The sequence below is a fragment of the Methanothermobacter sp. EMTCatA1 genome (assembly GCF_002356395.1).
Taxonomy (GTDB): Archaea; Methanobacteriota; Methanobacteria; order Methanobacteriales; family Methanothermobacteraceae; genus Methanothermobacter; species Methanothermobacter thermautotrophicus.
Genome location: NZ_AP018336.1, coordinates 56,123 through 80,833, shown reverse-complemented (window position 1 = coordinate 80,833; position 24,711 = coordinate 56,123). Strand labels below are relative to the sequence as shown.

Genomic DNA, 24,711 nt, shown 5'->3' with positions numbered 1-24,711 from the left:
ACTGGATCCTGTTAAGCTGGTGCAATTATATATCCTTGTCCCGGACTCCTAAAATCTTTTCGTGGAGGGGTGATATGAAAGCTGGTGCAATTAATATCCCTCAGGTGTTTGATGTTAAAAATAAAGAGTTCATTCAAGTCCGGCGATGCTGTCAAGAATGTCTGTCCTGGTTATTATGCCCGTGGGCCTCCCCTCACTGTCTGTGACTATCAGCCGGCCAATATTGTGTTTATTCATAACCTCAATGGCATCGGCTATCATCGTATCCTGTTTAACCGTTATTATATTCTTTGACATGATATCTGAAACCTGCATGAACTCTGTGCCTGCGGCTATGGATGCCGTTATATCACTGAGCGTCACTATACCCTTAACCTCATCGTCCTCCACTATGGGGGCGCCCTCGATTCCAAGGGATGATAGGCGGGCTGCAGCCTCCTTCACAGTTATATCAGGTGCGAGTGTTACAAGATCACGGGTTGCGACCTCAGCAACGGTCTTCTTGGGTATGCTTCTTATAGCGGTTGTATCGAGGAGGATGATGTTATCCATATCGTCTCTTCCGACAACCACACCATCAACCACAAGCTTGTTAACAGGGGTTGGACCTATCCGCACCCTGTCACCGAGGTCAAGTTTCCTTATACTCCCAACAAGTTTTATGGCGGCCTCGCACTCACCGGGATCGGGTATGCTGGTGAATTCAATCTTAGCCACTGAGAGGTCCTCAATCTGCTCCCCGTCCCTGTAAATCGGTACAGCGGTCTCCCTGCCTGTTGAGGATATGTTCAGCTGGTGGTAGGCCTTTATTGTTGGCTTGTAGCCCCCCCGGGGTCCGGGCACCCCCTTAACAAGACCCAGACTTCTGAGGGACTGCATCTGGTTCCTTATTGTGCCGGGGTTCCGGTTCATTATGGCTGCTATCTCCTCCCCCTTGATTGACTTGCCATTTGAGTTCCGGTAAAGGTTAATGAGTGTCTGAAGTATCTCCTTCTGAACAGAGGTAAGCATCTTAACACCTGCAGATCCATTATGCAAATCTATTAGGAATAATAATTATAATTATTTTTAATTAATATGTCTTTTTATTCAAAGCAAGATATAAATGTTATCCACAGAGCATCTCTTAATACCCATCCAGTTTCCTGTCCCTCCGGAAGTATATGCAGTGTGACGGGTTACCCGGACCCCTGGGGTGTCTGCAGTACACCTTAACCTCCTTCAAATCCTCAACCACCACCTCACACCGGTAGACACATAATGGACATTCCCCTGTTGCAGATACTACTCTGAAACCTTCTGCCGACTTCATCAAGATCTCCTGTGAAAATGATAAATCTCTTATCTTGGTTTCATCTTAAATACTATTTGGAGGGGTTTGATGCGAACTGTAATGGACAGGAATGCAGTTGTAGGGGAGGTTTACAGAGATCTTGATGAGATGGGCCTTGTGTCAGATGAGGAGCTCTGCCTGCAGGATATAAACTACCACCTGGATTACCTTGAGGAGGCAATCCTCAACTCCAGTCCGGAGCTCTTCAGTGACTATGTGCTATGGGCAGATGTTCTCCTTAAGAATCTGGGTCTGCCTGAAGAATGTCTCAGAGGTTCCCTTAAAAGTATAGAAAGGGCCATTATGAAATTAGCCAATGATGAAGTTGCTGATAAGGCATCAGAGTACATTTCAGGCGCACTCAAAATCCTTGAAACTTCACATCCATCATCAGGCTACCTGGGGGACCACCCCCTCCGTGAACTTGCAGAGGAGTACCTCAGACTCGTTCTGAATACAGAGGCCCGGGAAGCCCGGGAACTCATAATATCATCCCTTGAATCCGGTATCCGGGTGGAGGATATATACCTCCAGGTCTTCGAGCCTGTTCAGCACGAGATAGGGAGGCTGTGGCAGACCAACCAGATATCGGTGGCCCATGAACACTATGCAACATCCGTCACCCAGAGCATAATGTCAGAGCTCTACCCCTACATCTACAGCGCCTCAGAGAGGCGAAACCTCAAGCTGGTGGCGGCATGCGTTAACAATGAGCTCCATGAGATAGGGATAAGGATGGTGAGTGACTTCTTTGAGATGAATGGCTGGGAATCAATTTACCTTGGAGCGAACACTCCCCCTGAGGACTTCAGTGGCATAGTTTCTGACCTCAAACCGGATCTTGTGGCCCTATCAGCCACCATGACCTTCAACGTCAGTCATGTAAGGCATATCATAGAGCTCCTGGATGAACTGGAGGACAGACCACCGGTTATGGTCGGAGGGTACCCCTTCAACGTTGACATAAAACTCTGGAAGAAGGTTGGTGCGGACCTCCATGCTGCAGATGCATCCGGTGCTGTGAAGGTCGCAGAAGAATTCCTTGACATTTAAAGAGTTGAACCAATGGTAACACCTTGTAGGAGGGTCCCTCTTGCCCCAATAAATGAGGTCCAGTACCTCCTTACTGGAGTGAACAATCATGGCCGATGAAATTGAAGGCGTGTTCCTGATCCTGAAAATGGATGGAACCATAGAGAAGATAACAGGCTACGGTGCTGACATTCCCCATGGGATGGGCTCCTTTGCCTGTCTCATGGACCATGGCAGCCAGGAGAAGGCTTCAAATTTTCTTGATAAGATCCGGAAAAATGGGGCTGCATATAACTGGGAGATGAACCTGCGTAATCTTAAAACCTACCACTTCTCAGGATTTCTCGATTCTGACAGGATTTACGTTGTGGGTTCACCATCAAGGGAGGATATGATAAAGATCTATCACCTTGCAGAACAATACATACCCCCAGCACCCGAAATAGAGCTCCCTGAGCATGCTGAAGTCGAAAAAGAACTCTTCAATGAACTCACACGGCTAAACAATGAGCTATCCGCAGCCCAGAGAGAACTTCTGAAGAAGAACCTTGAACTCCAGCGCGCCCTTGAGGAGAAAGAGATGCTGCTGCGGGAGATAAACCACAGGGTCAAGAACAACCTCATGATAATCTCAAGCATTCTAAACATCCAGTCACGGTACGTTAAGGACCGGGACGACCTGATGCTCTTCAGGGAGGCCCAGTCAAAGGCCAGAGCAATGGCCATGCTTCATGAGAGGCTATACACCTCCGGCAAAGAGAGGAGGGTTGATTTTGGAGAGTATCTCAGGGGCCTTGTGAGGGACCTTTACCATTCATTCATCCAGGACTCCGGGCGTATAGTCCTTGAAACAGATATAGATGACGCTGAACTGGACATAAACACCGTTGTGCCGCTGGCACTCATAGTGAATGAGGTGTTCACCAACGCCATCAAACACGGATTCCCTGAGGGAAGAGGGGGGATTATAAGGGTTTCATTTAAAAGGAGTGATGATGGCTATCTTCTTGAGATATCTGACAATGGTGTGGGCCTTCCAGAAGATTTTGACCCCATGAGTACTTCAACAATGGGGATGCAGCTTATCAGGAGTCTCTCAGAGCAGATGAACGGGGATCTGAAAATCGAATCTCATGGTGGAACTAGGGTCTCCATTGAATTCAGAGACTGGAACCGGTAAGCGGTCCGTTCACATGAACTGCTGGTCCATTATATGTCCGGGACTCTCTGGCTGTGGAAATAGACCACGGCCCAGAATTGAACCACTGATCCATTTATATGTCCTGAACCCCAATCATGGATGAGGAATGCCTATGGTCGGAAGTGTTTATATCCTTGCTGTGAGGGCCTTCATTGAAGACGATGATGGAAGGGTCCTCCTGATCAAGAGGGCCTCTGATTCAAAGACCAACGCCTCCAGGTGGGAGCTTCCCGGTGGAAAGATCGGTACAGGCGAATCACTGGAAGAAGCCCTTAAAAGGGAAGTTAAGGAAGAAACAAACCTTGAAATTATCCCTGGAGAGGTCATGGGTGTTGTTGAACAGAAATTTCCGGTGATCAACGCGGCCCATATCATAATCAAGTGCAGAGCAGAGGGCAGTGTGAAACTCAGCCATGAACATGAGGGCTTTGCCTGGGTTGAGCCCCCAGACCTCAGAAGATACAGACTTGCAGACTGGCTCTCAGACTTTGTCATGAAACTGAAGATAGAGGAGGATAAGGAGGATTCTACCTTGGGGGGGATACTCAGATTCATGAGGGGAGTGTACCTTTAACCCTCAATCAATTGAAATCTTTTTGACCTCTATTTTGCAGCTTCCCCCCTCACAGTATTCAAAGACATATCCACATCTGCTGCATTTTATTGCCCCCACAATCTCCTGGTCCTCAGGGATGCATGCCTCCCTGAGTTTATCCCTGTCCTGGGGATTTCTCACTGTTGAAACGTCCTTATCGACCTCTCCACATTCCGGGCATGGCTTTTTCAGATCCTCAACCTTCATACGATCACTCGTTCGTAGTCTATGAAACTATTATGGACCTCCCAACATATAAAGGTCACGGTCCATATAGATGGTAAGGTGAGTAAAATGGATGTCCTCGAAGCAATCAAAACAAGGCGGAGCATAAGAAAGTACCAGGACAGAGAGGTGCCAGAAGAGCTCATAGATAAGATACTCGATGCAGCCATGTGTGGCCCCTCAGCCGTCGACGAGAGACCATGGCACTTCATAGTCGTGAGGAACAGGGAGATGCTTGAGAAGATACCTGAGGTCCACCCCTACGGGGCAATGGTGAAGGACGCCCCCGTAGCAATCATAGTATGCTGCGATAGCAGCCTGGAAAAGATCCCTGGATTCTGGGTACAGGACTGCTCCATCGCATCACAGAACATACTCCTTGCAGCCCACTCCCTTGGTCTGGGTGCTGTATGGACAGGGGTTTACCCCCTCGAAGATCGTGTTGAGGGTATAAGGAGGCTCTTCAGTATCCCGGAACACGTGATCCCCTTCTCAGTGATACCTCTGGGCTACCCTGCTGAAAACCCCGGCACAAGGGACCTCTTTGACCCGGACAGGATACACCTGGAAAAATGGTAGGCTCCGGAAGGGATTTAAGACTCAATCAACCATCATACTGGAGGTGAAAGCTATGAAGATAATTCTTGGATTACCCAAGGGTAGTTTAAATAATGTTAACCGTGGAAACACATACAGACTATTCAGGGATGCAGGTTATGAGGTTAAGGGATACGAACCAGGACGCGAAGAGAATGAAATAGAGATAACAAATGACCCTGAAATAAAGGCATACCTCACAAGGCCCCAGAGTGCCCCCGTCGAACTGAACCGTGAGATGCTTGATATAGCCATAATAGGAGAGGACTGGGTCCGTGAGGAATCCATAAACAGTGGCAATGGATCCATAAAGAAGATAGGCGACCTCGATTACGGTCAGACGAGGCTGATAGTCGCAGTACCCCAGGAGGAACCATACCGGTCCCTTGAGGACTTTTTCCTCAAAAATTCCGGCAGGGAAAGACCATTGCTGTGCTTCACAGAGTACCCGAACCTCACAAGGGACTTTTTCATGAAGAATCCTGGCTACAGGGAACTCTTCGGGGACAGCAAACCCGTGGTCCAGATAAGGGGGCTGCGTGACGGTGACAATGAGATGGTTCAGATAATAAACTCTGATGGGGCCACAGAGGTGTACATCGCCAAGGGCGCCGACCTCATAGTGGACAACACCCAGACCGGCAGCAGCCTCAGGAAGGCCGGCCTTAAAATAATTGACACCATCATGGAATCAAGTGCAGGGCTCTACGCTGGTCCATCCTGCACAGGTGAAAAACTTGAGAAGGCTGAAATGATATTCAAGCAGCTTTACGGCGCCACCAAGGCAAGGAACTACTTTGATGTCAAGTTCAACATAGCCAACCACCGTGCAGATGATGTGGTTGAGTTTCTGGTGAGGATGAAGTACTGTTCAGATGAACCAACCGTGGTGCGTGGAAGGGAATTTTCACAGGTGAACGTCCTCATAGATAAGAGCAGATTCCCTGAAATGCTCGAGGAAATAAAGGGCTTTGGTGCTTCAGCCATAGTGAGGGAAAACGTCAAACAGTACATAGAATAGTTCCAGGAATCTAATTCCCTTTCTTTGCTAAAAGAAAAGATAAAAATGTATTCGGATTTATTCCGAAACCCTTTCTTTTTTGAGAATGCTGTTAAGAGACCTCAGTAGTTCAAGATCATCTGCTGGATCTATGCTTGCGGTTTTATTTTTGCTACCACAGTGGGGACAGGTATCATTTCCATCCATCCATGGCTTTCCGCATATCAAACACTTCTGTTTTATCTCAGGAACCAAATTATCACCTTAAAGATCACATGAAGAAAAAATCGGGAGTAGAATGTAGAATTTCATTTTATATAAATCTTCCGAGAAAAATACTTAAAAGCTCCGGATAAAACCTTATACAGGTGGTAACTTGCAATTCAATAGAATTATGCTGCTGGGTGCGGTGATACTTTTTATTTCAGTGAGTGTCGATGATGCCACTGCAGCGGATATATTCCTGACCTCAGACTGCATATCCGGAAACCGTTCCGCTGACATTGAGAGTCTCAACCTTATCAAGACCTGCATCGAGAATGAGAGTGAACACAATGTTACAGTGGACCCCCTGGCTCCAAAACCAGGGGAGGGTTATCGTGCTGTTAAGTGCGCCCCTGAGGGTGGCGTTGCAGTCTATCTTGCAGCATCCTGCCCCGGCGCCATGACGGATGTTGCCAGGATGGCTGCATCAACAGGTAAGGGTGTAATATTCGTTAACACAGGCAGCCTTGACCTCAAAAAGACCACATTCCTCAGAAGAGCATGGGATGATAACTTCTCAAGCAGATACTTCGCAGGCATAGTGTCCCCCTACAGATTTCTGACATTAGCTGGTGTGAGGATCATACAGCCAAACGTTGACTGTGCGGGCTGTTCCTGGGAGGATAAGTGTCGCTTCGTTGCATCAGAGATCCTTCGAATGCTCAATGAAACCCCTGACATGCTCCAGAGGAAGGGTAGATTCTATAACAGCAAACTCATAGCCTACCACAGCATTGACCCTGCAAGGATGGCATATACTGCAGATGAAATCTACAGGGACATCCTGCGGGGCAGGAAGCTCAAAAGTAGTTACTCAGGTTACACTCCAGCCAGATTCCTTCTCATGGTAACAGACTACATGAACGGCCCCATAAGGTCCATCAAGGTCAGGGGGCCATCAAACGCTGGTGTGAAGAGCACATTCCATGGCTACATCTCAAGGAAGGAATACAGGGCCCTGGCAGCAGATGTTAACAGGTACATGAGAAAATACCTCAAAGCACCAAATTACATCAGGTTCAGGGGTGAAATAATAGGATACAGGGATCTGCTAAGGATATACTCAAATATTACAAGGACACATACCTCAAAGAAAAAAATGCAGCTACCATCATCAGTCAAGGTCTAGAAGTCAGCTGCACATCCCCCCTATTTTTTTAAATCTTACCCACCGGGGCAAGGTAAATGGCAAATTCATCCACCCCGTCAACTCCAAGGACCTCATCAAGGTATTCCTGGTCATAGGCTCCAACTGCACAGGTACCTGCTCCTATGGCCTCACAGGCAAGGTAGAGGTTCTGGCAGACATGACCCGCGTCCATGAGGATCACCCTGTGGGCTGCAAGACCATACCTCCACTCCATCCTGTAGGGTACTGTTGTCCAGATGAAGGTCACAGCAGAATTTCCTGTGAATCTCTGGTTAAAGGTGGCCTCTATGATCCTCTGGGGGAGGCTCTCATCACGGTACTCTACCATCAGCTGGTGGGTTGAAGGTATGTACCTGTAGAGTCCTGTGTCAAGGCCCTCAACATTGAAGACCGCGAGGTATGTCTCAAAGGTGTGCCTGCATCCCGCAGATGGCACATTCCTGAATGCTGTGTCGCCTGCGATGATCCTTATGCCCTGGGTGGCCCATAGAAGGAATGAAAGTTCATCAAGGTCCAGGGGTGTGTCAAGGTAGCTCCTGCGGCTCCTGCGGTTTCTTATGCAGGTTACAATGTTTGCATCGATTAACTCTGCCCAGTCCCTCACTGGAAGGTCGAACCTCTCTGAATCAGGCTCCCAGGGCTTCTCAAAGGGCGGGGCTTCAACCCCCATACTCTGGGGTGTTCTTGAAAAATCCACCCTTTTCCTTATGCTGTCCTTGAGGAAGTAACGATTCCTCTCAATTTCATTCATGAGATCACCATGGAATTCAATCTATCACCAGAAAATCGTTCCCGGTTTTTCCAGCGAATAGAAATTCAATCTATCTTCACAAGAACCTCATTTTTCCTCAAAAAGCCAGGGACGGCCGGGTGATTGTACTGTGCTATTATGAAGTTTGATCTTGGTTCAATTGAATTCCTTTCAAGCCATTCTTTAAGTTCAGCTATCCTTTGAGCTGCCATCTCACTGTTAACCCTCCCCGAGAACCTGTAGGCTGCAAAACGTTGATCCTTCTCTTCGCGAAATTTAATTCTGTCATCAAGTGGCTCCGGGAGAGTTTCAAGGGTGTATGATGATGGCATCGTGAATGATATTCTGTATTTCCCTGAATCAGCATCATCCGGGACCTCCTCTGTCACCGGGACCGTCATGGGTATCCTCTCAGAGGAGCCCAGGTTAACACCAGTTACAGGTGATGTCATGGGAAGTTCCTCCTTCCGCCGGTTACCACCAAATATGTAGTTTGCAAGAATAGAAAAGCCTATGACCATGGCGTCCCTGAAACTGGCTTCAACGTCAACCTGTGCAAGTATATAGCCAGGGTACCTTCTTATCTCAAATTTACCATCCTTCAGTTCAACGGTGTATTCAGGACTCTCAACCAAAGTATGACCCCCCTGATATCTTATATATCGGAGCTTCTATATCTAATTTACATGATGTGGATAGTCACTGCATACTGTGACCTCTGCAGGGCAAAGAGAACCCTTGAGGTTGAGGGTAAAACCCCTCCATACCACATGGGTGACAGGATAGAGGAGTGCCCCTGCGGCGGTAAGTATGTTGTTGAGGAGATAATAGAGGTCTAGACATGAAAATGGAGGAGTTTTTAAGTAAGTGCCCTGTCTGTGGCTGCAGGGACAAGGTAGTTAAGAGGAGATTCATGGATGAGCACAAGTCAAGGACATCCATGAAGGAGATAGTCTGTGAGAAATGCGGCCACATCTTTGAGACCGCAGATTAGGTGGTTTTATGGCATTCCATGTCATGATAATACCATCCATGAACTGTCCCTCAGACTGCAGCTACTGCTGGGGCGTTGACAGGGACTCCAGGGTTATGGACATGGAAACCGTGAGGGAGATGGTCTCCTGGCTTATGGAATTCAGAAATGAACCTGCAACCTTCACATTCCATGGAGGGGAACCACTCCTTGCGGGATACGAATTCTACCGCGACACCCTCAAGCTAATATCTGAGAGGCTTTCATTCCTCAAGCCTGCCTTCGCCATCCAGACGAACCTCTGGTTGATGACCGATGAAATGGCGGAACTCTTCGCAGAATACAGCATACCCATCGGTTCAAGCCTCGACGGTCCAAGGGAGATAAATGATTACCAGAGGGGCGATGGGTACTTTGATAGGACCATGCAGGGCTATGAGATAGCAAGGAAGCATGGGCTTCGGGTGAGCTTCATAAGCACCTTCACATCCTATTCGATAAGGAGGAGGGAGGAGATATTCAACTTCTTCCTGGAGAACGGTATGAACCTGAAGCTGCACCCTGCCCTGCCATCCCTGAAGAGTTCAGACCCGGAGGAGTGGGCCATAACCGCCGAGGAGTACGGTGACCTGCTCCTGTATCTCCTTGACAGCTACCTTGAGCACTTCGGTGAGATCGAGATACAGAACATAGACCACTTTGCAAAGAGCGCATTCCTCAGAAGGGGGGTTGTATGCACACATGCTGATTGTGTGGGCAACACCTTCGCAGTTGACCCCTACGGTGATATATACCCATGCTATCGCTTCGTTGGTATGAAGGACTACATAATGGGTAATGTGGCTGAAAGGCCCTCAATGGAGGATCTTGAGGAGAGTGAAGCCCTCAGGAGGCTCTATGAATGGAGGGAACTTGTTGATGAGGAATGTGGTGACTGTGACTTCTACAGGTTCTGTCTCGGTGGGTGCCCCTACAATGCAATCACCATCAGGGATGGTGAAATGGAGATAGACGGTGTTGACCACCAGTGCGAGGCCTACAAGATGATCTTCGCCGAAATAAACAGGAGGGCCAACAGGGAATTCCTTGAATCCGGAATCCTTGGAGGTAATAAGAAGATTAAAAGGCCAGGTGTCCTTGATATAATGATGAAGTAGTGAATTACCGGAAGATTATGAAACATTCTCTGAAAACAGGGCTGAGCTTTGGTCTCACCTCAGCCATAATAACAACCCTTGGCCTCATGGTTGGACTGCATTCAGGTACCCATTCAAGACTTGCTGTTATTGGCGGAGTCCTTACAATAGCAATAGCTGATGCCTTCTCAGATGCAATGGGTATACACATCTCTGAGGAGGCAGAGAATGTTCACACAGAGGGGGAGATCTGGGAATCCACCCTTGCAACCTTCATCAGTAAATTTTTATTCGCCCTCACCTTTCTTGTTCCAGTTCTTACTCTCGATTTAACACTGGCTATTATCGTATCAATTATATGGGGTCTTCTTCTTCTGACGGTTCTGAGTTTTCATATCGCAAGGTCCCGGAATGTTCCTCCAGGAAGGGTTCTGCTGGAGCACATTGCAACAGCCATCATGATCATAGTAATAACACACTATGCAGGGGACTGGATATCCTCAACCTTTGGTTAGGGGGTGTGCTGTTCTGAAGGGGTCCTGATGATTCCATCAATCAAGGTTCAGGACTCGATGGAAATCATAATCTGCTGGTAGGATACACTGCAGGCCAGGTCGATGGCCTCTGAGATGTGGGAGTCGTCACCATCAATGACCCATGCCCTCCAGAGGCTCTCTGCCTCCAGTGACTGGTCACCGTCCACAGCAATCATGTGGGGTTCAAGGAGTATAGCCCTTATCTCGTAGAGCGTGTGGAGGTATCTGCTGGATCCCGAGGATGTGTGGGGACCGCAGATGCCATCGGAGATGTAGTGACTTGCAACCCCATAACAGTAACTTGCATAGCGGTAGTTCCCTGCATCGTAACTTATTTTTCCCTGATTCAACCAGAAATTAGCCTTTTCAAGATTGTATGGATACACATGGTACTTAAAGTCAAGGAATACCGTGTCAGGATCATCAGCGCCATTCTTCATTTCATCAAGGCTCATCCTGTTCCTCACGTCCTCTGGCATTTCACTGTATACCTTCTCTGCAATGTCATGATGGTTCTTGACTGACCATGCAGATGCACCCTGAACCTGCATTGCTGAAAGAACCAGAATCAGAATTATAAGGATGGTCCTCATTTTAACCTCAAATAAAAAGTTCTGTAAATTGATTGGATGACCCGGTATAAAACCTTTGCGTCTATCTATGAGACAAAAAAATCCAGTGAAAAAGGAGGATGCATCTATAAACGTGTCTTATTTAGATTAAATGCCGACTATACCAGCCCATATTTATTTAATTCAGCCATTACAGCGAATACCTTTATTCTGCAAAGGATGCATCAACCGACATCAAATAAAGAACTTCCTGGAAAGGTTGTGCATATAGAGAGAAAGATTTAAAAAATAAAAACGAATTCATGAAAGGATGCAAAATGTCTTAATCCTTCCTCATCGCCGCAATCCTCGAAAAATGGGGGCACAATGGGGATCCGCCACAGCCGAAGGGAGCACAGACCCATATATGAGTTTCAGTGGCCTCGCAGATAATGAAGTTATTGATGTCCTGTGATGACAACCATTGCCAGTCCACTGCAAAAAAACTATAAAACACGCTTCAGCTTCAATGTGCCGTTACATGAGTAGACCTCCGCGGGTATGGAGAATGTCTCAACACAGGTTTTCACAGAATCCACTGAACTCCGGGGCGCTATGATCCATAATCTCACACCATCGGTGTACGCAAATCTTCTCCATTTCCTGATATCAGGTGCATCGGAGGCTATATCGACCAGAATTTCGTCTGAGTCATTTAATGCACGGATATCCGGGACAAAACCCTTTAAAGTTCTTGGCCTTAACTTTCTTTTACCGTTATTTATCTTTAAATTATATCCCGCAGTTCTAAGGTGTTCAACAGCTGTTCTTAACATTAAAGAGTATTCTTCATCGATTCTGGAGTAATTTAAGGATTTCCTAATCATTTCAGGCCCCTTGAATCTTTTTCCATTTTGACCGTATGAAAATGGTTTTCTGAACATTGTATATAGTATAGTTGAAAGTAGTATAAATACTTATACCTCAATCAGGTATTGCTACAAAAAATATATATTATGGGGCATCATAGTAGATATTGGTGATTATGATGAGCGTACTTGATGATGAAACACTGAAGATGAGGTACATTGAACTTGTGAGGAAGGGTGTTCTGGAAAGGGACGAATGCGCTTCCTATGCAAACAAGGACGAGTTGAAGCCGTGCATGAAGAAGAAGGTTGAAGAGTTTGATGATTTCTTTGTACCAGGAACTGTCCTTATAAGTGAAAGGGCATCCTACAGGTTGAGGGTCGGCTACCCCATGGAATAACCCCTTTTTTAGGTTTTTTATATTGTAAGTCCAGCATGACTAGATTATCACAAGTTTACCTGCCCCTGTTATGGAGTACCTCTCAAACATCTGGGACTGCTTCACGAGACCCATATCCATCAGGGCTGAGAGGTGCTTGTAGACCATTGCCCTTGAAATCCCCACCTTCCTTGAGAGGAGAACCGCGTTGAGACTCTCCTCCTCAAGTGCCTCGAGTATCCTCAGCTTGGTATCAGAGATATCCATTTTAAGGGGTGGTAACCTCACTGCGGATTCTCCGAAACATGTGTAGATGGCATCCACACCCTCCCTGTGGGCAACAAATGAAAGTATGCCCCCAAGTCCGTCACCATCAGAGGCCACATAAACCTCTCCATGCTTTCTGGCCCCCCTTATAACTTCAGATATCCTCCTGGCCGCCTCAATGGGGTCCTGGGTATCAATTCTAACTATTCCTCCCTTAACGAATTTTTCAAGGCAGGAGTCATTGACCTCCCCTGTCTGAATGGATATCAGTCCATCGATCTGGGTCTTCATGGCCACATCAAAGAGGCACCTTCCCCGCAGGTTGCTCACAAGGGTCTTCATAACATCACCCATTTACAATTCTCATTTAATGATAAAATATTCTCCTTAAAATATATAATTATCTACCTGGTCTTTCCAGAAATGGGAAACCTTAAATTACAGCATGGAAAATTGTTCATTAAAAAACATGTTAAAACAGGGGATGTTAGATGACTGTTCAGGAAATGAAAATTGCGGGTGATGACCTCACAACAAGGGACATCAACAGAAAGATAAAGGACGGGCTGAACAATGAAATCAGGCGCTTCGAAATAGAAAGCAACGCCGAACTTGACTCCATTGTTGTTGGAATCAGGGAGGAAGCTGAATTTATCCTGAATGGTAAATTCGGTGACTTCATAGGTGCCCTCAATCACGGCCCCAGAATAGAGATAAATGGCAAAACCGGAAGATACGTTGGAAACAACATGACAGCCGGCGAGATAGTGGTCCATGGGGATGCAGATGATGGTGTGGGTTTTGGAACCTACAACGGTACCATCGTTGTCCATGGGGATGCAGGTAATGGTATCGGCCAGCTTAACAAGGGAGGCATCATAATCATAGATGGAGACATCGGAGACCTTGCAGGACTCTACATGTTGAGCGGTGACCTCATAATAACCGGGGACAGCGGAGAGGACACCGGTGACTGGATAATAGGGGGCAACATATACGTCGGAGGTGACTTCGATGGCGGTACCAACACCAGAATCGTTGAAATGGAGGACTCCGATATAAGGAAGCTAGCGGCCCTCTTTGAGCGTTACTCAATAGAAGCATCTCCAGATGAGTTTAAGAAAATACAGAGAAAGGAGATACGTCCATTCTACGGTTAGGTGATCCATATGGTGCAGATACTCTTAACAGAACCTGAAAAATGTGATGGCTGTAACAAGTGCCTTGAGGCATGTGAATCTGTCCTTGGAAGGAGTGCGATTTTCCTCAACAAGATGGACACCGGTTACCATGCCATAGTCTGTCAGCAGTGCGTGGACCCATCCTGTGCAAGGGGCTGCTTCAGGGACGCCATTAGAAGGGAAAACGGTGCAGTTAAAATAGATCAGGAATCCTGTGTCGGCTGCAAGCTCTGCATGCTCATGTGCCCCATCGGTGCCATAACCTACACCGATGAGGGTATGGTAAAGTGTGACCAGCAGTGCATTGAAAAGCCCGGAGACACACCCGCGTGTGTGGCTGCCTGTGAACAGGGCTGTCTTGAGGCCCTGGACGTTATGGAATACGTTAATGACATCCAGAGGGGCTTTGAGATCAAAACTCCCAGTACAGGATCAATAACACCATCATCCCCCTCATCAGACCTTGCAGCAGCAACCCAGGGGCTCTGCGTATTCTGCGGCACCTGTGAAATCGTCTGCCCAACAGATGCCATAAAGATAGTGGAGGACCACGCCGAGATAGATAAGACAAAGTGCATAATGTGCGGTTCATGCCTTGCAGCATGCCCGGTCCTCATACCAACCGGTGCAGGCAGCATATGGGACCCCAGGACAATCGCAGATATACGATACACATCAAAGGCTGGTAAGTACGTCCTCAGGGGATTCGGTACGGAGAGGAGGCTGCCAAACTTTGATGATATAATCATACTCCCTGCCCAGGCATCAATTCCACCAGTTGACAAGTACAGGGAGCCCTGCAACACCAGCGTAGTCCTTGGTGACAGATTTGCAGAGGAACCACTGGTACTCCAGACCCCCGTACTCATTGCAGGTATGTCCTTCGGTGCCCTCAGCAAGGAGAGCAAACTCGCAATGGCCAAGGGGTCATCCATGGTAGGATCCTGCGCCAACACCGGTGAGGGAGGAATGCTCCCTGAGGAGAGGGAACTCGCAGATAACCTCATGGTACAGTACTCAAGTGGAAGATTCGGTGTATCCTCAGATTACCTCAACGTGGCCGATGCAATCGAGGTCAAGATAGGTCAGGGGGCAAAGCCAGGTATGGGTGGACACCTGCTGGCAGAGAAGGTGAGCCCGGAGGTTGCGAAGATCCGTGGGATACCCGAAGGTACTGACGCCCTCAGCCCTGCCCGTTTCCTAGACGCCACAAGGGAGGGTGACCTTGCAAAGCACATAGAACTGCTCAGGGAGGTCACCGACTGGAGGGTGCCCATAGTCGTAAAACTTGGACCCGGACGTGTCTATGAGGATGTGCAGATCGCAGCGGAAGCCGGTGCCGACGTTATCTCCGTGGATGGAATGGAGGGCGGAACCGGGGCAGCCCCAGAGGTTGTGATAGAACATACCGGTGTGCCAACCCTCGCAGCCCTCGTGCAGGCAGTTAACGGTCTCAATGATATAGGGCTGAAGGACGAGGTTGACCTCATAATAACAGGGGGTATCCGCAGCGGTGCCGATGTTGCCAAGGCCATGGCCATGGGAGCCGACGCGGTTTACATAGGTACCGGTGCAATGATTGCAATGGGATGCCGTGCCTGTCGCATGTGCTACACAGGTAAGTGCCCTGTTGGTGTCGCCACGCAGGACCCTGTCCTGAGGGAGAGGATGGACGTGGACCTTGCAGCAAGAAGGGTTGCCAATTACATAAAATCCATGACCGAGGAGGCCAAGATGCTGGCCCAGCTTGCAGGACACGACGATATACGTAAATTCAGTCCAGAGGACCTCAGGGCCCTGGACACCAACACCGCAGATATAACCGGGCTGAAACTCATAAACCAGTGACCAAATAAACCCTCATCCATTTTTTTAATTTTTAAGAATTATCCTAACATCAAAATAAAAGCCCTCCATTTTTTCTTCACTTTTTGAAAAAAACTCCATATTCTTCAATCAGCAGCTCTTTAAAGTCAGAACATACCTTTATAACAGGATGCCTTCAGACTTAATCATATGATTGAGACAGAAAACAGGAACAGGATACTGCTTCTGCTCTTTGTTGGAGTATTCATGGGGGCCCTCGACATAGGAATCATTGGCCCCGCACTTCCAGCCATAGAGGGCTACTTCAAGGTGGATCCCCGGCTTGCATCCTGGACATTCATATCCTATATACTCTTCTTCATGGTCGGGACTCCCCTCATGGCGAAGCTCTCCGACAGGTACGGGCGCAGGGACATCTACATACTTGACATCATCCTCTTTGCTTTGGGGTCGGTCATAACTGCCATCTCACCATCATATCCCCTCCTAATCCTCGGAAGATCCATACAGGGCTTCGGTGCAGGGGGGATATTCCCTGTTGCAAGTGCATTCATAGGGGACACATTTCCCCCCGAAAGCCGTGGGAAAGCCCTCGGTATCATAGGATCCGTATTTGGTTTCTCATCAATAGCCGGACCTATCCTGGCGGGTTTCATACTCCCCTATGGCTGGCAGTGGCTCTTCCTCATCAACATCCCAATTGCGGCCACGATAGTTGTCGGGGGATTCCTTATACTGCCAGTTACAGGCAAAACGGACGATGGTGAATTTGATGCCAGAGGGACCCTTCTTCTTGCCATCATTGTGGCCTCCCTTGCAGTCGGGATAAACCAGATCGATACCACTGACCTCACAGGGAGTTTGATGAGGCCCATCGTAGTGGTACCTCTCATCCTGGCAGCGGCACTCACACCCATACTCTGGAGGGTTGAAAGGGCTGCACCCGATCCCGTGGTGCAGGTTGACCTGCTGGCCAGCCGTGAGGTCCGCATTGCAACCGCAATCTCTGCTGGTAATGGCCTATCCCAGGCTGCAATCGTATTCATACCCAGCTACGCCCTCCTCGCCCTTTCACTGTCAGAGTCCATGGCCAGTTTCAGCCTCCTCCCCTTCGTCACCACCATGGCCCTCTCGGCCCCCATTGTGGGTGTTCTGCTGGACAGGGTTGGTTCAAGGGTAGTGATGATCTCAGGGAGCCTTATCCTGATGGTTGGGTGTACCATCATGGCCCTCCTCTCATCAACCACCCCTCTCTTCATACTTGCTGAGGTGCTCATGGCCCTCGGACTCATAACCGTCATAGGGGCACCCCTCAGGTACATAATGCTATCTGAAACTCCCCCCGAACACAGGGCATCTGGACAGGCCCTGATAAACATATTATCAAGTGCAGGGCAGCTTGTTGGAGGTGCACTCATCGGTGGCATTGTAGCGTCCATGGGTAGTGGAGTAATGGGTTACAGGTTCTCATTCCTCTTCCTTGTTGCAGTTGCATTCACACTCTTCCTGCTATCAACCGGTCTCAAGGGAAGAAAGGAACAGCTTGAGACAATGAAGAGGAACATTTAAAAGAAAGGACTATCCTGTGTACATTACTGACGACAATGAAGAGGAACATTTAAAAGAAAGGACTATCCTGTGTACATTACTGACCCAAAAAATAAATTAATGGGGATTATTCTGATGTGAGGTACTGGTAGGTGAGGGCTGCAAGGACAGCTCCCACAACCGGTCCTATGACGTAGATGGGGAAGTAGTTCCAGAGGTTGGTGCCAGCGAAGACCATGTCATTGAGGTATGGGCCAAAGGTACGTGCCGGGTTAAGTGAGCTTCCACTTATGTTACCTATGGTTGTGATTATACCTGCAACTGTGAGGCCGATTATGATCCCTGCAAAGCCCTTCGGGGCCCTCTCGTCCACGGCTATGCCCATGATTGTGATCATGAGGAGGAATGTTCCCACGATCTCTGCAAGCATGGCCTGCCAGTAGCCGATTCCCGGGAAGGGTGCTGTGGCCCCCAGTCCACCTATGGTGGCTGCAGTTATACCCGCACACTGGAGGAATATGAAGCTTGCGAAGGCGGCTCCCAGGAGCTGTGCAATGATATAGGGTACAACGTCGCGCCCCGGGAACTTCTTAACAGACCAGAGCCCTATGGTCACAGCAGGGTTTATATGGCACCCCGAAATGTTTCCCAGTGCGTATATGCTTGCAGCTATTGCAAAACCGAATGCAAGACCTATGGCAACCCAGTCGCCAAGGCCACCCAGGAGACCTATGCCAATGTTAAATGGATTTGGAGCTGTGCCCCCAGATGCTATCATCAGGGTTATGGCGGCTGATCCGGCACCGAAGAACACCAGAAAAAATGTGCCTATAAACTCAGCGATACACCTCTTTGTAAGGGATACCATCTCAATCCTCCTTCATGACGTTGGAGCAGTAGGGACAGAGGATCCTGGGCAGTGTACCCCTCACCTTCTCTGCCGGGAAGGGGTAGCCTCCGCTCCAGATCTCGGTTTCCTCCCTTATGGCGTGCTCGGTGCAGAGCCCCATTCCGCAGACTATGCATATTGCAACCGCATCGGTGTCCTTGCCCTGTTCGGCGCAGACATAACATTTCATACAATCACCAAAAAATGGATGGGTGGGTGAAGCTATACAGCTTCTCTCCACTGGCAGTGGTTGTGCCTGAAGTCAATTAGGGCTGCTGCTGCGCAGTTCTTACATGTCCTTGCAGGTGATGCAGCGCTCTCCTTGTGGAGTGCGATTATGTTGGTCATGAGTGTTGCGGTGACCGGTTCACTTGTAAGGAGGCATGGGTAGTCAGCAAGTCTCATGAGGGCTGAGAACCTCACTGTTATTGCACATGCCGGGTATGTGTAGCGCTGTGGGTTCATTATGACTTCATTTTCGTGTATAGGTGAGAGATCAACCTTGTAGTCGCCGACCATGGGTTCAAGTGGCCCCTCTTTTCCGTTCAGCATCCTCCTTGCCTTATCTATGTGTGTCCATCCACGGTATATCATGTCCATGAAGTCGCTGTTGTGCAGTTCAGCTGCAGCTCCCCTTGTGGGGTATAGCTGGACATAGTTGTGGAACCTCTTTGTGAGGAGGTCGACAACACCTATTGCATTGAAGCCGTCAAGTTCTAGTATGTACTCAACAGCACATGCAGATGACCCTGTTGCAAGGCTAAGGACATCGTATTCACTCTTGAATGATGATACTGCGCTGTTGAGTGTGCTGTCCATGACCTCGGTGGTTGCCTCTATTATGGCCATGACAACGTCGTCCTTGCACATGTTGTAGGTGGACTGGGCTATGTGGTGTGATATGTCACCAACACAGTATGCTGGTACAGTGAGTATGTTACCGTAGTGTACCCCGTCATCCATGGCTGCCCTGACGGTTGCCTCCATCTCCTTCCTGTAGCGGGACATGTACTCCCTTACATCGAATGATTCATGACCATGGTCGTCCATGAGTTTTGCCTGGGCCTCCACTGGCTCCTCATAGATGTATTTCACCATTTCGATTTCCTTCCGGGCTGCCTCTGCGGCGGTCGCCCCCCTCTCAAGTTCGTTTGCAAATACCTCCCCTATACCGTAGGAAGTGTTCATACCCCATGATTTTGCTGATAGTATTGCCTGTTTGTGCATTTCGGGGATGTCTGTCTTGCTGAGAATCCTGTTCACCACGTTGCTCGTGCTGCCCGGCATGAGGGCGAAGTCAACCACACATGTTGGGCCGTAGAATCCGCCGTACCTTCTTATTGCCTCTCTTCCTATAAGTGCCTCAGCCTTTCCTATGGCATCTATGAATGCCTGGAGGCTCTTTTCAAATTCGCTGTCCTCATCTCTGAGTATTTCAAGGACCACAGGGGTCTGGTAGTGCTCCACAAATGGGTCGTCTTCTGGTCTTATGGTGTCTGTCAGGCTGTCAAGTATCTCATAGTGGGCCTTCACTGAGTCCTTGTGCAGGTTTATCACAGCTTCGCTCTGATCTCCAGCAGCCTCCATTTCCTGCACTACATCCAGGTAGGCCTTTGTATCCTTTATTTTAAACTCTTTTCCCCTATTCTTTTTTATGGTTTCCACATCGGCTTTCTGGGCCATCATGGCCTCTTTTACCATTTTTTCGTACAACTCAGCCATTAGATCACCTTCGGTAGAACTGCCCTGCCCTTAGAAGGGTACACAGATTCCACCAATATTAAATAGGTCATCTACATTAATATCAGTTTCTAAATGTTACAAGACAAAAGCTTTAAATAGCAGCTATTTTCTAAAAAAACTTCAATTTATAATGATTATTAATTAAAATTTTTCTGTTCATGTGGCAAATGTGAAGTACCTGCAGGTACATATATCCACTGTGGTGATGACATGCAGGTTGACTTCAGCATGGAGAACATCAGAAGGTGCCTCTGTCTTGAGTGTCCCGTCCAGAGGGAAAGTCGGTGCGTGAGGGATAAGAAGAAGATAATGCTACTCATAACCCAGCAGGACCTTGACAGCGCCATGCGCATGGACACAGACAGGGTTCCAGGGGTCTACTGTTCCACAGGAAGGGCCATTTGCAGGGATATAGATCCACATGAAGAGTGCCTCTGCAGTGGGTGTGAGGTATGGAAGGAGCACATATTATCTGAAAGTGATGTGTCTGACTATTTCTGTATCAAAAAGATATCGAGGTAAAGGCTACAAGATAATCAAAAAACGCCTTATCAGAAAATAGAGCGAACGACATGGAAATAGAGTAATAACATTCTACAAGTATGAAGTCACATATAAATTGGACGGGAAAGGATACCCCATATACGTGCATGGATGGAAGCACATATAAAGTAGACAGAAATCCCAAACCAGACTGTGGCAAAATCAGAGAGGGTTGCATGGAGATTATCAGTGGCATCGGAACCTTGTATAACACTCTTAAAGGCAGGAATGACATTTAAACACTGCAGGAGGCCTGCTCACAGGTTCTTACCTCATAAAAAAGGTATCAGAGATATATGATGGATACTGGGGAAAATAATCCTCAACTCTACTAAAGATGATGACAATGAAAAATAAGAAGCCCCAATCATTCACCATATTTATGGCTACTCTTGCATAATTGCTGCAGTATATGTAATTCTATGAATCATCCCATAAACTTGAAATATCCCCAGGCATTATAGCCGTCATCTTCATAATGATGAGAACAATACTGGATGGTGTCCTGGAGGTGAGATCCTGGTTACTCGACATTTCGGTGTGTGTACTGACTATCATATCCATTTTTCATGGCAACCTCCATCAATATCGTGAAGAACGCTAAAGCAGCCAATCGTCACCACACTTGTAATGGGCATATCTGATTTTGGAGGTCATACCAACTTAAATACAGCATCATGCAAATGGATTCTTTAATAGTGTTAAGCATCCAATAATTCATTGAAATCTCCTGTTTCCCCCTCCATCTTTCCTTATTTGCTACTATTACCTCGGAGGCGAGCTGAGTGATGTTTAAAGGCCTCCTTTTATGTGATTAATACATTAACATAGCACCGTAATATATATATGAGTTTTTCTTATAGATTTATTATCAACCTGATATGTGGTGAATAGTGGATGAGAAAGTCGTGTCTTTTGGGTTTGCTGATCCTCTTAACACTCGCAGTATCTTTTAACGCTGCTGCGGCCGCACAAACCCCACGGGATAACAGCAGTAACTCCACGAATCCCATGGACTTATCCACAGCAGATAACTTGGAAGAGAACTTCACGGATCCAGCAGAGTTCACTATAGACGATAACATCACAGCAGATAACACCGGCGTGGTCCTGCAGACCAGGAACTACACCTGCGGACCGGCAGCACTCGCCACACTACTCCAAACCTTGGAATAAACACAACCGAGGATGAACTCGCAGACCTCGCCGGCACCACAGAAGAGGGTACAACAATGCAGGGCCTCCTGGAGGCGGCAAAGGCCAAGGGCGTTAACATGACAGGCATGAAACTGAACATCACAGAACTCCACGAGAACATGATCGCATATACAATGAGTGATGGTGTGGGACACTACACCCTCATCAGGGAAGTCAACAATGAAACCGTTAAACTAGCAGACCCCACCATGGGAAACATAGAAATGTCACTGGAAGAATTCCAAGAAATCTACACAGGATACGCCCTCATAATCAAGAGCAGTGATAACACAGAAGCAATGGAAAACAGAACGGCATCAGACAACCAGACAGAACATGAAATGAATCCAATGAATATCTCAACAGATCAGCCAATACAAGGCACAGACTCAGCTAAAATCCTCAGCACAGAGGAAATGCAGAACATTAGAGGCAAGTTGTGGTGGCTTCCTATTACATTATATGGTTTGGGTAATATAATAGTCACTGTCAGGGATAAGTATGTGCCGCGAAAGTACTGGAAATACTGTGCATATCACCCGCCAAATAAAAGAGTGAAAGCATACTTGGGGCGTGATCACTGTATACATTATGTAGAATACTAACCATCCAACCAATTATTTTAAAAGAGGAGAAAAATTATGAAAGATAAAATGTTTATATTAACGTTGCTGGCGGTTTTTGCCATAAGCGCGGCTGTAGTTTTATCAGGGTGGATGCAGGGGGATGAGCTGGCCCCATTCTTCTATATTGTCTCAGGAAACGCTATTAATTCAGCAGCTTATATCCTCATTTTAGATGTCATGGTTATACTGTACATGACCGGTTTGAATAGGGTTATCAAAGGTCTTGGTGGATGCTATGATCATTGCCTTACCAGGACACTACTGATCAGCGCGCTGTTCACACTGGGATTCAACCTCATAGGTTTAACAAATGCCATCCTCACAAAAACACCCATCAACAAAAATGTTGTGGGGGCCACATGCGTCGCGCTTACAGTAACCGCCGCCGCATATATCGTCTTTACAGTGCTAATCATCAAAAGACCAGTAACTGATCCAAAGACTGAGAAAAGCCATCAAAAGCATTATTAAAATACAGCGAACAAAAAACAAAATGGAAGCCCAGATCTTAAACATCTAAGATGAATAAACATGGATGTTACAACAAAACCGCGGAGAACACAGCGAATAGAACCCCTCAGCACAGAGGAAATGCAAAAGATCATTGGTAAAAACTGGAAGTACCGGTTGAAGAAGAAGGGTAAATGGCATGGTAAGGAGTTTAACTGGTGGAAAGTTTATTACTGGGCTGCTGTTGCGGGGACAGTGTACGGTGGCCCATGGGGCAAAGCTGGCGCCCTTTATCTCATGTTTGAACCCTCAGAAGGGCGTTATTATCGTACACATTGTGGGTGGTGGTATTAAAGTACCACCATTTTTCTTATTCAGGAGGTTTTTATAATGTCTGATGAAAGGAGGAATAGAGATTTGAGATATTTTTTAGGCATATTCACGGTTTTTATGGTAATTTCATTCCTTTATGTGTTTGATGTCCATGGAGCCTCGGAGTTAATGGTTTTTCTGATGATGCTTGCCATGCTCTCCCTCTATGGTTATAGAACTTCAAATCGACACAATAAATGGCAGCTTAAAGTTTTTGTTGAGACGGTCCTCACAGCACTCTTCCTCTACATCATACTGGTACTTCAACCAGCATTAAACACCTTAAACTGGTATGTAGCCATCGGATTACTGACAACACTCTTCCTAATCAACGCGCCTCAACTGAAAACTTTCCTAAGAACCGCCACTAAAAACAAAGAGACTTAGGACCCCCCATTGAGGATTGGGAATCTACTGGGATAACTGTACATTATTCCCACAGTTTGAGTGGAGATATGGTTGGCATATTTTATAGTCCACATTATGAGAGGAGAATACTTTGCTATTCAAAGGTGAATTAGGATGACATTTTGTCCTGACCGGATATTTTATAGCGCATTTCAGCATGAAAGGGGAAGAAAATGTTAATATGATAGTGGTGGCCCTAACATTATGTATTATGAATCTGGTGGAGTTTGTGGTCAAAGGCCCCGCGGGGACATTATTAGGTGGCCTCAGCCCCTTCTGGCTAATATGCCTTTGCCTCGGATCCTTCTTCATAACACTAATATTGATGACACTGGGATTATTCGCGAAGATTAAACCAAAAGCATCTTGACCCTCCAACCAGCATTTCCTATCGGACCTTTACATTGACAAGCACAAAAGAGGGGGATCCAAAAGCTAATAGAATCAACGACCAGTAAAATTAGGGGAGATGCAAGAACGTCAAAGGCAAAAGACCATATAAGCACGGATAGAGATCAAATCGCGAACATAGCAGATAAAAAGTCCTAAGCAGAGAGGAAATGCAAAAGATCATTGGTAAAAACTGGAAGTACCGGTTGAAGAAGAAGGGTAAATGGCATGGTAAGGAGTTTAACTGGTGGAGAGTCTACTATGGGTGTGCCTGGGTTTGTGTGACGCTAGGTTACACAGATCATCCAGTGGGTAAGTTTTTTGGTTTATTAGGGACAGCTTACTTAGGTACTATAGGAACAGCGCATGTTAATGAGGGATGGTGGACATATACCTAATTATTATTTTAATTTTAGGGAGTGGAAGAAGTATGTTTGAGATAAGTGAAAAAAATGAAAAAAGAATAACATTACTTTTGTGCGTGGTATTTTTTGGCATTTTTTTATACATAGAATTTAATTTTTTCCAATATTTAGAGTTAAGATTGTTAATGTTCATGTTAATGATACTAACTTTCTATGGATACATCAGACTTCAAAGTATTTATAATAGTCCTGGAAGAAGATTAAAACTCTTGTTTTACACAATATTTTTGGCTTTATTTTTTTATATAGTAG

Annotated in this window: 31 protein-coding genes and 1 pseudogene; 20 read left to right on the top strand and 12 right to left on the bottom strand. The window is 47.0% G+C overall.

Annotation, left to right across the window (positions count from 1 at the left end; genetic code table 11):
* Nucleotides 1-129: 129 nt before the first annotated feature.
* Both tca_RS00535 and tca_RS00530 read right to left on the bottom strand, forming a co-directional pair.
* Nucleotides 130-1,011, bottom strand: coding sequence for a CBS domain-containing protein (locus tag tca_RS00535; RefSeq protein WP_048060745.1), 882 nt, complete (start codon nt 1,009-1,011; stop codon nt 130-132).
* 115 nt (nt 1,012-1,126) lie between these two features.
* Nucleotides 1,127-1,312 (bottom strand): hypothetical protein, encoded by a 186-nt coding sequence (locus tag tca_RS00530; RefSeq protein WP_286708944.1) that lies wholly within the window; start codon nt 1,310-1,312, stop codon nt 1,127-1,129.
* Nucleotides 1,313-1,381: 69 nt separating this feature from the next.
* Between tca_RS00530 and tca_RS00525 the strand changes: the two genes are divergently transcribed.
* The 3 genes from tca_RS00525 (at nt 1,382) to tca_RS00515 (ending at nt 4,140) form a co-directional block, all read left to right on the top strand.
* Nucleotides 1,382-2,386 (top strand): B12-binding domain-containing protein, encoded by a 1,005-nt coding sequence (locus tca_RS00525; RefSeq protein WP_286708943.1) that lies wholly within the window; start codon nt 1,382-1,384, stop codon nt 2,384-2,386.
* 88 nt (nt 2,387-2,474) lie between these two features.
* On the top strand, nt 2,475-3,545 hold the full coding sequence (locus tca_RS00520; RefSeq protein ID WP_286708942.1) for a sensor histidine kinase: 1,071 nt from the start codon (nt 2,475-2,477) through the stop codon (nt 3,543-3,545).
* Between the two features lie 133 nt (nt 3,546-3,678).
* Complete coding sequence (locus tca_RS00515; RefSeq protein WP_286708941.1) at nt 3,679-4,140, top strand: NUDIX domain-containing protein; 462 nt, start codon at nt 3,679-3,681, stop codon at nt 4,138-4,140.
* Between the two features lie 3 nt (nt 4,141-4,143).
* On the opposite strand, the gene tca_RS00510 is transcribed toward tca_RS00515, so the two are convergent.
* On the bottom strand, nt 4,144-4,368 hold the full coding sequence (locus tag tca_RS00510; protein ID WP_286708940.1) for a TIGR04165 family Cys-rich peptide: 225 nt from the start codon (nt 4,366-4,368) through the stop codon (nt 4,144-4,146).
* Nucleotides 4,369-4,455: 87 nt separating this feature from the next.
* On the opposite strand from tca_RS00510, the gene tca_RS00505 reads away from it, so the two are divergent.
* Entirely contained in the window at nt 4,456-4,965 is a 510-nt protein-coding gene (locus tca_RS00505; protein ID WP_048060742.1) for a nitroreductase family protein, read from the top strand.
* Nucleotides 4,966-5,017: 52 nt separating this feature from the next.
* Complete coding sequence (locus tca_RS00500) at nt 5,018-6,004, top strand: ATP phosphoribosyltransferase (RefSeq protein ID WP_286708939.1); 987 nt, start codon at nt 5,018-5,020, stop codon at nt 6,002-6,004.
* A gap of 57 nt (nt 6,005-6,061) precedes the next feature.
* Here tca_RS00500 and tca_RS00495 read toward each other — a convergent pair whose 3' ends face one another.
* Nucleotides 6,062-6,238: a hypothetical protein gene (locus tca_RS00495; RefSeq protein WP_010875757.1), complete on the bottom strand. Its 177-nt coding sequence runs from the start codon at nt 6,236-6,238 to the stop codon at nt 6,062-6,064.
* Nucleotides 6,239-6,359: 121 nt separating this feature from the next.
* On the opposite strand from tca_RS00495, the gene tca_RS00490 reads away from it, so the two are divergent.
* Nucleotides 6,360-7,376, top strand: coding sequence for a pseudomurein-binding repeat-containing protein (locus tag tca_RS00490; protein ID WP_286708938.1), 1,017 nt, complete (start codon nt 6,360-6,362; stop codon nt 7,374-7,376).
* A gap of 28 nt (nt 7,377-7,404) precedes the next feature.
* Here tca_RS00490 and tca_RS00485 read toward each other — a convergent pair whose 3' ends face one another.
* Both tca_RS00485 and tca_RS00480 read right to left on the bottom strand, forming a co-directional pair.
* On the bottom strand, nt 7,405-8,148 hold the full coding sequence (locus tag tca_RS00485) for a SagB/ThcOx family dehydrogenase (RefSeq protein ID WP_286708937.1): 744 nt from the start codon (nt 8,146-8,148) through the stop codon (nt 7,405-7,407).
* Between the two features lie 65 nt (nt 8,149-8,213).
* Nucleotides 8,214-8,783: a heme-binding protein gene (locus tca_RS00480; protein ID WP_286708936.1), complete on the bottom strand. Its 570-nt coding sequence runs from the start codon at nt 8,781-8,783 to the stop codon at nt 8,214-8,216.
* A gap of 51 nt (nt 8,784-8,834) precedes the next feature.
* On the opposite strand from tca_RS00480, the gene tca_RS00475 reads away from it, so the two are divergent.
* The 4 genes from tca_RS00475 to tca_RS00460 are packed head-to-tail and all read left to right on the top strand — an operon-like array spanning nt 8,835 to nt 10,772.
* Nucleotides 8,835-8,987 (top strand): hypothetical protein, encoded by a 153-nt coding sequence (locus tca_RS00475; RefSeq protein ID WP_286708935.1) that lies wholly within the window; start codon nt 8,835-8,837, stop codon nt 8,985-8,987.
* Nucleotides 8,988-8,989: 2 nt separating this feature from the next.
* A complete protein-coding gene (locus tca_RS00470) occupies nt 8,990-9,142 on the top strand; it encodes a TIGR04165 family Cys-rich peptide (protein ID WP_083750434.1) in 153 nt (50 codons plus the stop codon).
* Between the two features lie 8 nt (nt 9,143-9,150).
* Nucleotides 9,151-10,278 (top strand): TIGR04083 family peptide-modifying radical SAM enzyme, encoded by a 1,128-nt coding sequence (locus tca_RS00465; RefSeq protein ID WP_286708934.1) that lies wholly within the window; start codon nt 9,151-9,153, stop codon nt 10,276-10,278.
* A 17-nt stretch (nt 10,279-10,295) separates the two neighbouring features.
* Nucleotides 10,296-10,772 carry a membrane protein gene (locus tag tca_RS00460; RefSeq protein ID WP_048060740.1) on the top strand — a complete coding sequence of 159 codons (477 nt, stop codon included), beginning with the start codon at nt 10,296-10,298 and terminating at the stop codon, nt 10,770-10,772.
* 47 nt (nt 10,773-10,819) lie between these two features.
* On the opposite strand, the gene tca_RS00455 is transcribed toward tca_RS00460, so the two are convergent.
* Both tca_RS00455 and tca_RS00450 read right to left on the bottom strand, forming a co-directional pair.
* Complete coding sequence (locus tag tca_RS00455) at nt 10,820-11,344, bottom strand: zinc dependent phospholipase C family protein (RefSeq protein ID WP_286708933.1); 525 nt, start codon at nt 11,342-11,344, stop codon at nt 10,820-10,822.
* Nucleotides 11,345-11,850: 506 nt separating this feature from the next.
* A complete protein-coding gene (locus tca_RS00450) occupies nt 11,851-12,288 on the bottom strand; it encodes a hypothetical protein (RefSeq protein ID WP_286708932.1) in 438 nt (145 codons plus the stop codon).
* Nucleotides 12,289-12,392: 104 nt separating this feature from the next.
* On the opposite strand from tca_RS00450, the gene tca_RS00445 reads away from it, so the two are divergent.
* Nucleotides 12,393-12,614, top strand: a complete 222-nt coding sequence (locus tca_RS00445; RefSeq protein ID WP_048060739.1) for a hypothetical protein — start codon at nt 12,393-12,395, stop codon at nt 12,612-12,614.
* Nucleotides 12,615-12,653: 39 nt separating this feature from the next.
* Here the strand turns inward: tca_RS00445 and tca_RS00440 are convergent, their stop codons facing one another.
* The gene (locus tag tca_RS00440; protein WP_048061179.1) at nt 12,654-13,202 is read right to left on the bottom strand and encodes an ArsR family transcriptional regulator; all 549 of its coding nucleotides are present in this window, start codon (nt 13,200-13,202) and stop codon (nt 12,654-12,656) included.
* A 149-nt stretch (nt 13,203-13,351) separates the two neighbouring features.
* On the opposite strand from tca_RS00440, the gene tca_RS00435 reads away from it, so the two are divergent.
* From tca_RS00435 to tca_RS00425, 3 genes and pseudogenes are all read left to right on the top strand, one after another.
* Complete coding sequence (locus tag tca_RS00435) at nt 13,352-14,020, top strand: tributyrin esterase (protein ID WP_286708931.1); 669 nt, start codon at nt 13,352-13,354, stop codon at nt 14,018-14,020.
* Between the two features lie 9 nt (nt 14,021-14,029).
* Nucleotides 14,030-15,889 (top strand): glutamate synthase-related protein, encoded by a 1,860-nt coding sequence (locus tag tca_RS00430; protein ID WP_286708930.1) that lies wholly within the window; start codon nt 14,030-14,032, stop codon nt 15,887-15,889.
* 162 nt (nt 15,890-16,051) lie between these two features.
* Nucleotides 16,052-17,437, top strand: a pseudogene (locus tca_RS00425) (MFS transporter); the annotation flags it as partial.
* A gap of 106 nt (nt 17,438-17,543) precedes the next feature.
* Here tca_RS00425 and aqpM read toward each other — a convergent pair.
* From aqpM to tca_RS00410, 3 genes are read right to left on the bottom strand one after another with little or no spacing between them, the layout of a single operon-like run.
* Nucleotides 17,544-18,284: an aquaporin AqpM gene (gene aqpM, locus tca_RS00420; RefSeq protein ID WP_286708928.1), complete on the bottom strand. Its 741-nt coding sequence runs from the start codon at nt 18,282-18,284 to the stop codon at nt 17,544-17,546.
* A gap of 1 nt (nt 18,285) precedes the next feature.
* The gene (locus tca_RS00415; RefSeq protein WP_286708927.1) at nt 18,286-18,495 is read right to left on the bottom strand and encodes a DUF2180 family protein; all 210 of its coding nucleotides are present in this window, start codon (nt 18,493-18,495) and stop codon (nt 18,286-18,288) included.
* 32 nt (nt 18,496-18,527) lie between these two features.
* Nucleotides 18,528-20,027 (bottom strand): DUF2193 domain-containing protein, encoded by a 1,500-nt coding sequence (locus tag tca_RS00410; RefSeq protein ID WP_286708926.1) that lies wholly within the window; start codon nt 20,025-20,027, stop codon nt 18,528-18,530.
* A 231-nt stretch (nt 20,028-20,258) separates the two neighbouring features.
* On the opposite strand from tca_RS00410, the gene tca_RS00405 reads away from it, so the two are divergent.
* From tca_RS00405 to tca_RS00380, 6 genes are all read left to right on the top strand, one after another.
* Nucleotides 20,259-20,570: a DUF2769 domain-containing protein gene (locus tca_RS00405; RefSeq protein WP_010875739.1), complete on the top strand. Its 312-nt coding sequence runs from the start codon at nt 20,259-20,261 to the stop codon at nt 20,568-20,570.
* A gap of 918 nt (nt 20,571-21,488) precedes the next feature.
* Complete coding sequence (locus tca_RS00400) at nt 21,489-21,767, top strand: C39 family peptidase (RefSeq protein WP_010875736.1); 279 nt, start codon at nt 21,489-21,491, stop codon at nt 21,765-21,767.
* On the top strand, nt 21,722-22,393 hold the full coding sequence (locus tca_RS00395) for a cysteine peptidase family C39 domain-containing protein (protein WP_143485717.1): 672 nt from the start codon (nt 21,722-21,724) through the stop codon (nt 22,391-22,393). The genes tca_RS00400 and tca_RS00395 overlap by 46 nt, the downstream gene beginning before the upstream one ends.
* A gap of 36 nt (nt 22,394-22,429) precedes the next feature.
* Entirely contained in the window at nt 22,430-22,885 is a 456-nt protein-coding gene (locus tca_RS00390; protein ID WP_010875734.1) for a hypothetical protein, read from the top strand.
* A 60-nt stretch (nt 22,886-22,945) separates the two neighbouring features.
* Nucleotides 22,946-23,218: a hypothetical protein gene (locus tag tca_RS00385; RefSeq protein ID WP_010875733.1), complete on the top strand. Its 273-nt coding sequence runs from the start codon at nt 22,946-22,948 to the stop codon at nt 23,216-23,218.
* 36 nt (nt 23,219-23,254) lie between these two features.
* Nucleotides 23,255-23,623, top strand: coding sequence for a hypothetical protein (locus tca_RS00380; RefSeq protein WP_010875732.1), 369 nt, complete (start codon nt 23,255-23,257; stop codon nt 23,621-23,623).
* The last annotated feature ends 1,088 nt before the right edge of the window (nt 23,624-24,711 follow it).

Bases quoted from the DNA above. Each gene is read 5' to 3' on its own strand.
- tca_RS00400 (WP_010875736.1), top strand. From the start codon at position 21,489: ATGAGAAAGTCGTGTCTTTTGGGTTTGCTGATCCTCTTAACACTCGCA.
- tca_RS00430 (WP_286708930.1), top strand. From the start codon at position 14,030: ATGGTGCAGATACTCTTAACAGAACCTGAAAAATGTGATGGCTGTAAC.
- tca_RS00385 (WP_010875733.1), top strand. From the start codon at position 22,946: ATGGATGTTACAACAAAACCGCGGAGAACACAGCGAATAGAACCCCTC.
- tca_RS00510 (WP_286708940.1), bottom strand. From the start codon at position 4,368: ATGAAGGTTGAGGATCTGAAAAAGCCATGCCCGGAATGTGGAGAGGTC.
- tca_RS00485 (WP_286708937.1), bottom strand. From the start codon at position 8,148: ATGAATGAAATTGAGAGGAATCGTTACTTCCTCAAGGACAGCATAAGG.
- tca_RS00515 (WP_286708941.1), top strand. From the start codon at position 3,679: ATGGTCGGAAGTGTTTATATCCTTGCTGTGAGGGCCTTCATTGAAGAC.
- tca_RS00525 (WP_286708943.1), top strand. From the start codon at position 1,382: ATGCGAACTGTAATGGACAGGAATGCAGTTGTAGGGGAGGTTTACAGA.
- tca_RS00415 (WP_286708927.1), bottom strand. From the start codon at position 18,495: ATGAAATGTTATGTCTGCGCCGAACAGGGCAAGGACACCGATGCGGTT.
- tca_RS00450 (WP_286708932.1), bottom strand. From the start codon at position 12,288: ATGTTCAGAAAACCATTTTCATACGGTCAAAATGGAAAAAGATTCAAG.
- tca_RS00440 (WP_048061179.1), bottom strand. From the start codon at position 13,202: ATGAAGACCCTTGTGAGCAACCTGCGGGGAAGGTGCCTCTTTGATGTG.
- tca_RS00435 (WP_286708931.1), top strand. From the start codon at position 13,352: ATGACTGTTCAGGAAATGAAAATTGCGGGTGATGACCTCACAACAAGG.
- tca_RS00465 (WP_286708934.1), top strand. From the start codon at position 9,151: ATGGCATTCCATGTCATGATAATACCATCCATGAACTGTCCCTCAGAC.
- tca_RS00505 (WP_048060742.1), top strand. From the start codon at position 4,456: ATGGATGTCCTCGAAGCAATCAAAACAAGGCGGAGCATAAGAAAGTAC.
- tca_RS00380 (WP_010875732.1), top strand. From the start codon at position 23,255: ATGTCTGATGAAAGGAGGAATAGAGATTTGAGATATTTTTTAGGCATA.
- aqpM (WP_286708928.1), bottom strand. From the start codon at position 18,284: ATGGTATCCCTTACAAAGAGGTGTATCGCTGAGTTTATAGGCACATTT.
- tca_RS00390 (WP_010875734.1), top strand. From the start codon at position 22,430: ATGAAAGATAAAATGTTTATATTAACGTTGCTGGCGGTTTTTGCCATA.
- tca_RS00410 (WP_286708926.1), bottom strand. From the start codon at position 20,027: ATGGCTGAGTTGTACGAAAAAATGGTAAAAGAGGCCATGATGGCCCAG.
- tca_RS00530 (WP_286708944.1), bottom strand. From the start codon at position 1,312: ATGAAGTCGGCAGAAGGTTTCAGAGTAGTATCTGCAACAGGGGAATGT.
- tca_RS00500 (WP_286708939.1), top strand. From the start codon at position 5,018: ATGAAGATAATTCTTGGATTACCCAAGGGTAGTTTAAATAATGTTAAC.
- tca_RS00445 (WP_048060739.1), top strand. From the start codon at position 12,393: ATGAGCGTACTTGATGATGAAACACTGAAGATGAGGTACATTGAACTT.
- tca_RS00455 (WP_286708933.1), bottom strand. From the start codon at position 11,344: ATGCAGGTTCAGGGTGCATCTGCATGGTCAGTCAAGAACCATCATGAC.
- tca_RS00470 (WP_083750434.1), top strand. From the start codon at position 8,990: ATGAAAATGGAGGAGTTTTTAAGTAAGTGCCCTGTCTGTGGCTGCAGG.
- tca_RS00475 (WP_286708935.1), top strand. From the start codon at position 8,835: ATGATGTGGATAGTCACTGCATACTGTGACCTCTGCAGGGCAAAGAGA.
- tca_RS00460 (WP_048060740.1), top strand. From the start codon at position 10,296: ATGAAACATTCTCTGAAAACAGGGCTGAGCTTTGGTCTCACCTCAGCC.
- tca_RS00535 (WP_048060745.1), bottom strand. From the start codon at position 1,011: ATGCTTACCTCTGTTCAGAAGGAGATACTTCAGACACTCATTAACCTT.
- tca_RS00405 (WP_010875739.1), top strand. From the start codon at position 20,259: ATGCAGGTTGACTTCAGCATGGAGAACATCAGAAGGTGCCTCTGTCTT.
- tca_RS00520 (WP_286708942.1), top strand. From the start codon at position 2,475: ATGGCCGATGAAATTGAAGGCGTGTTCCTGATCCTGAAAATGGATGGA.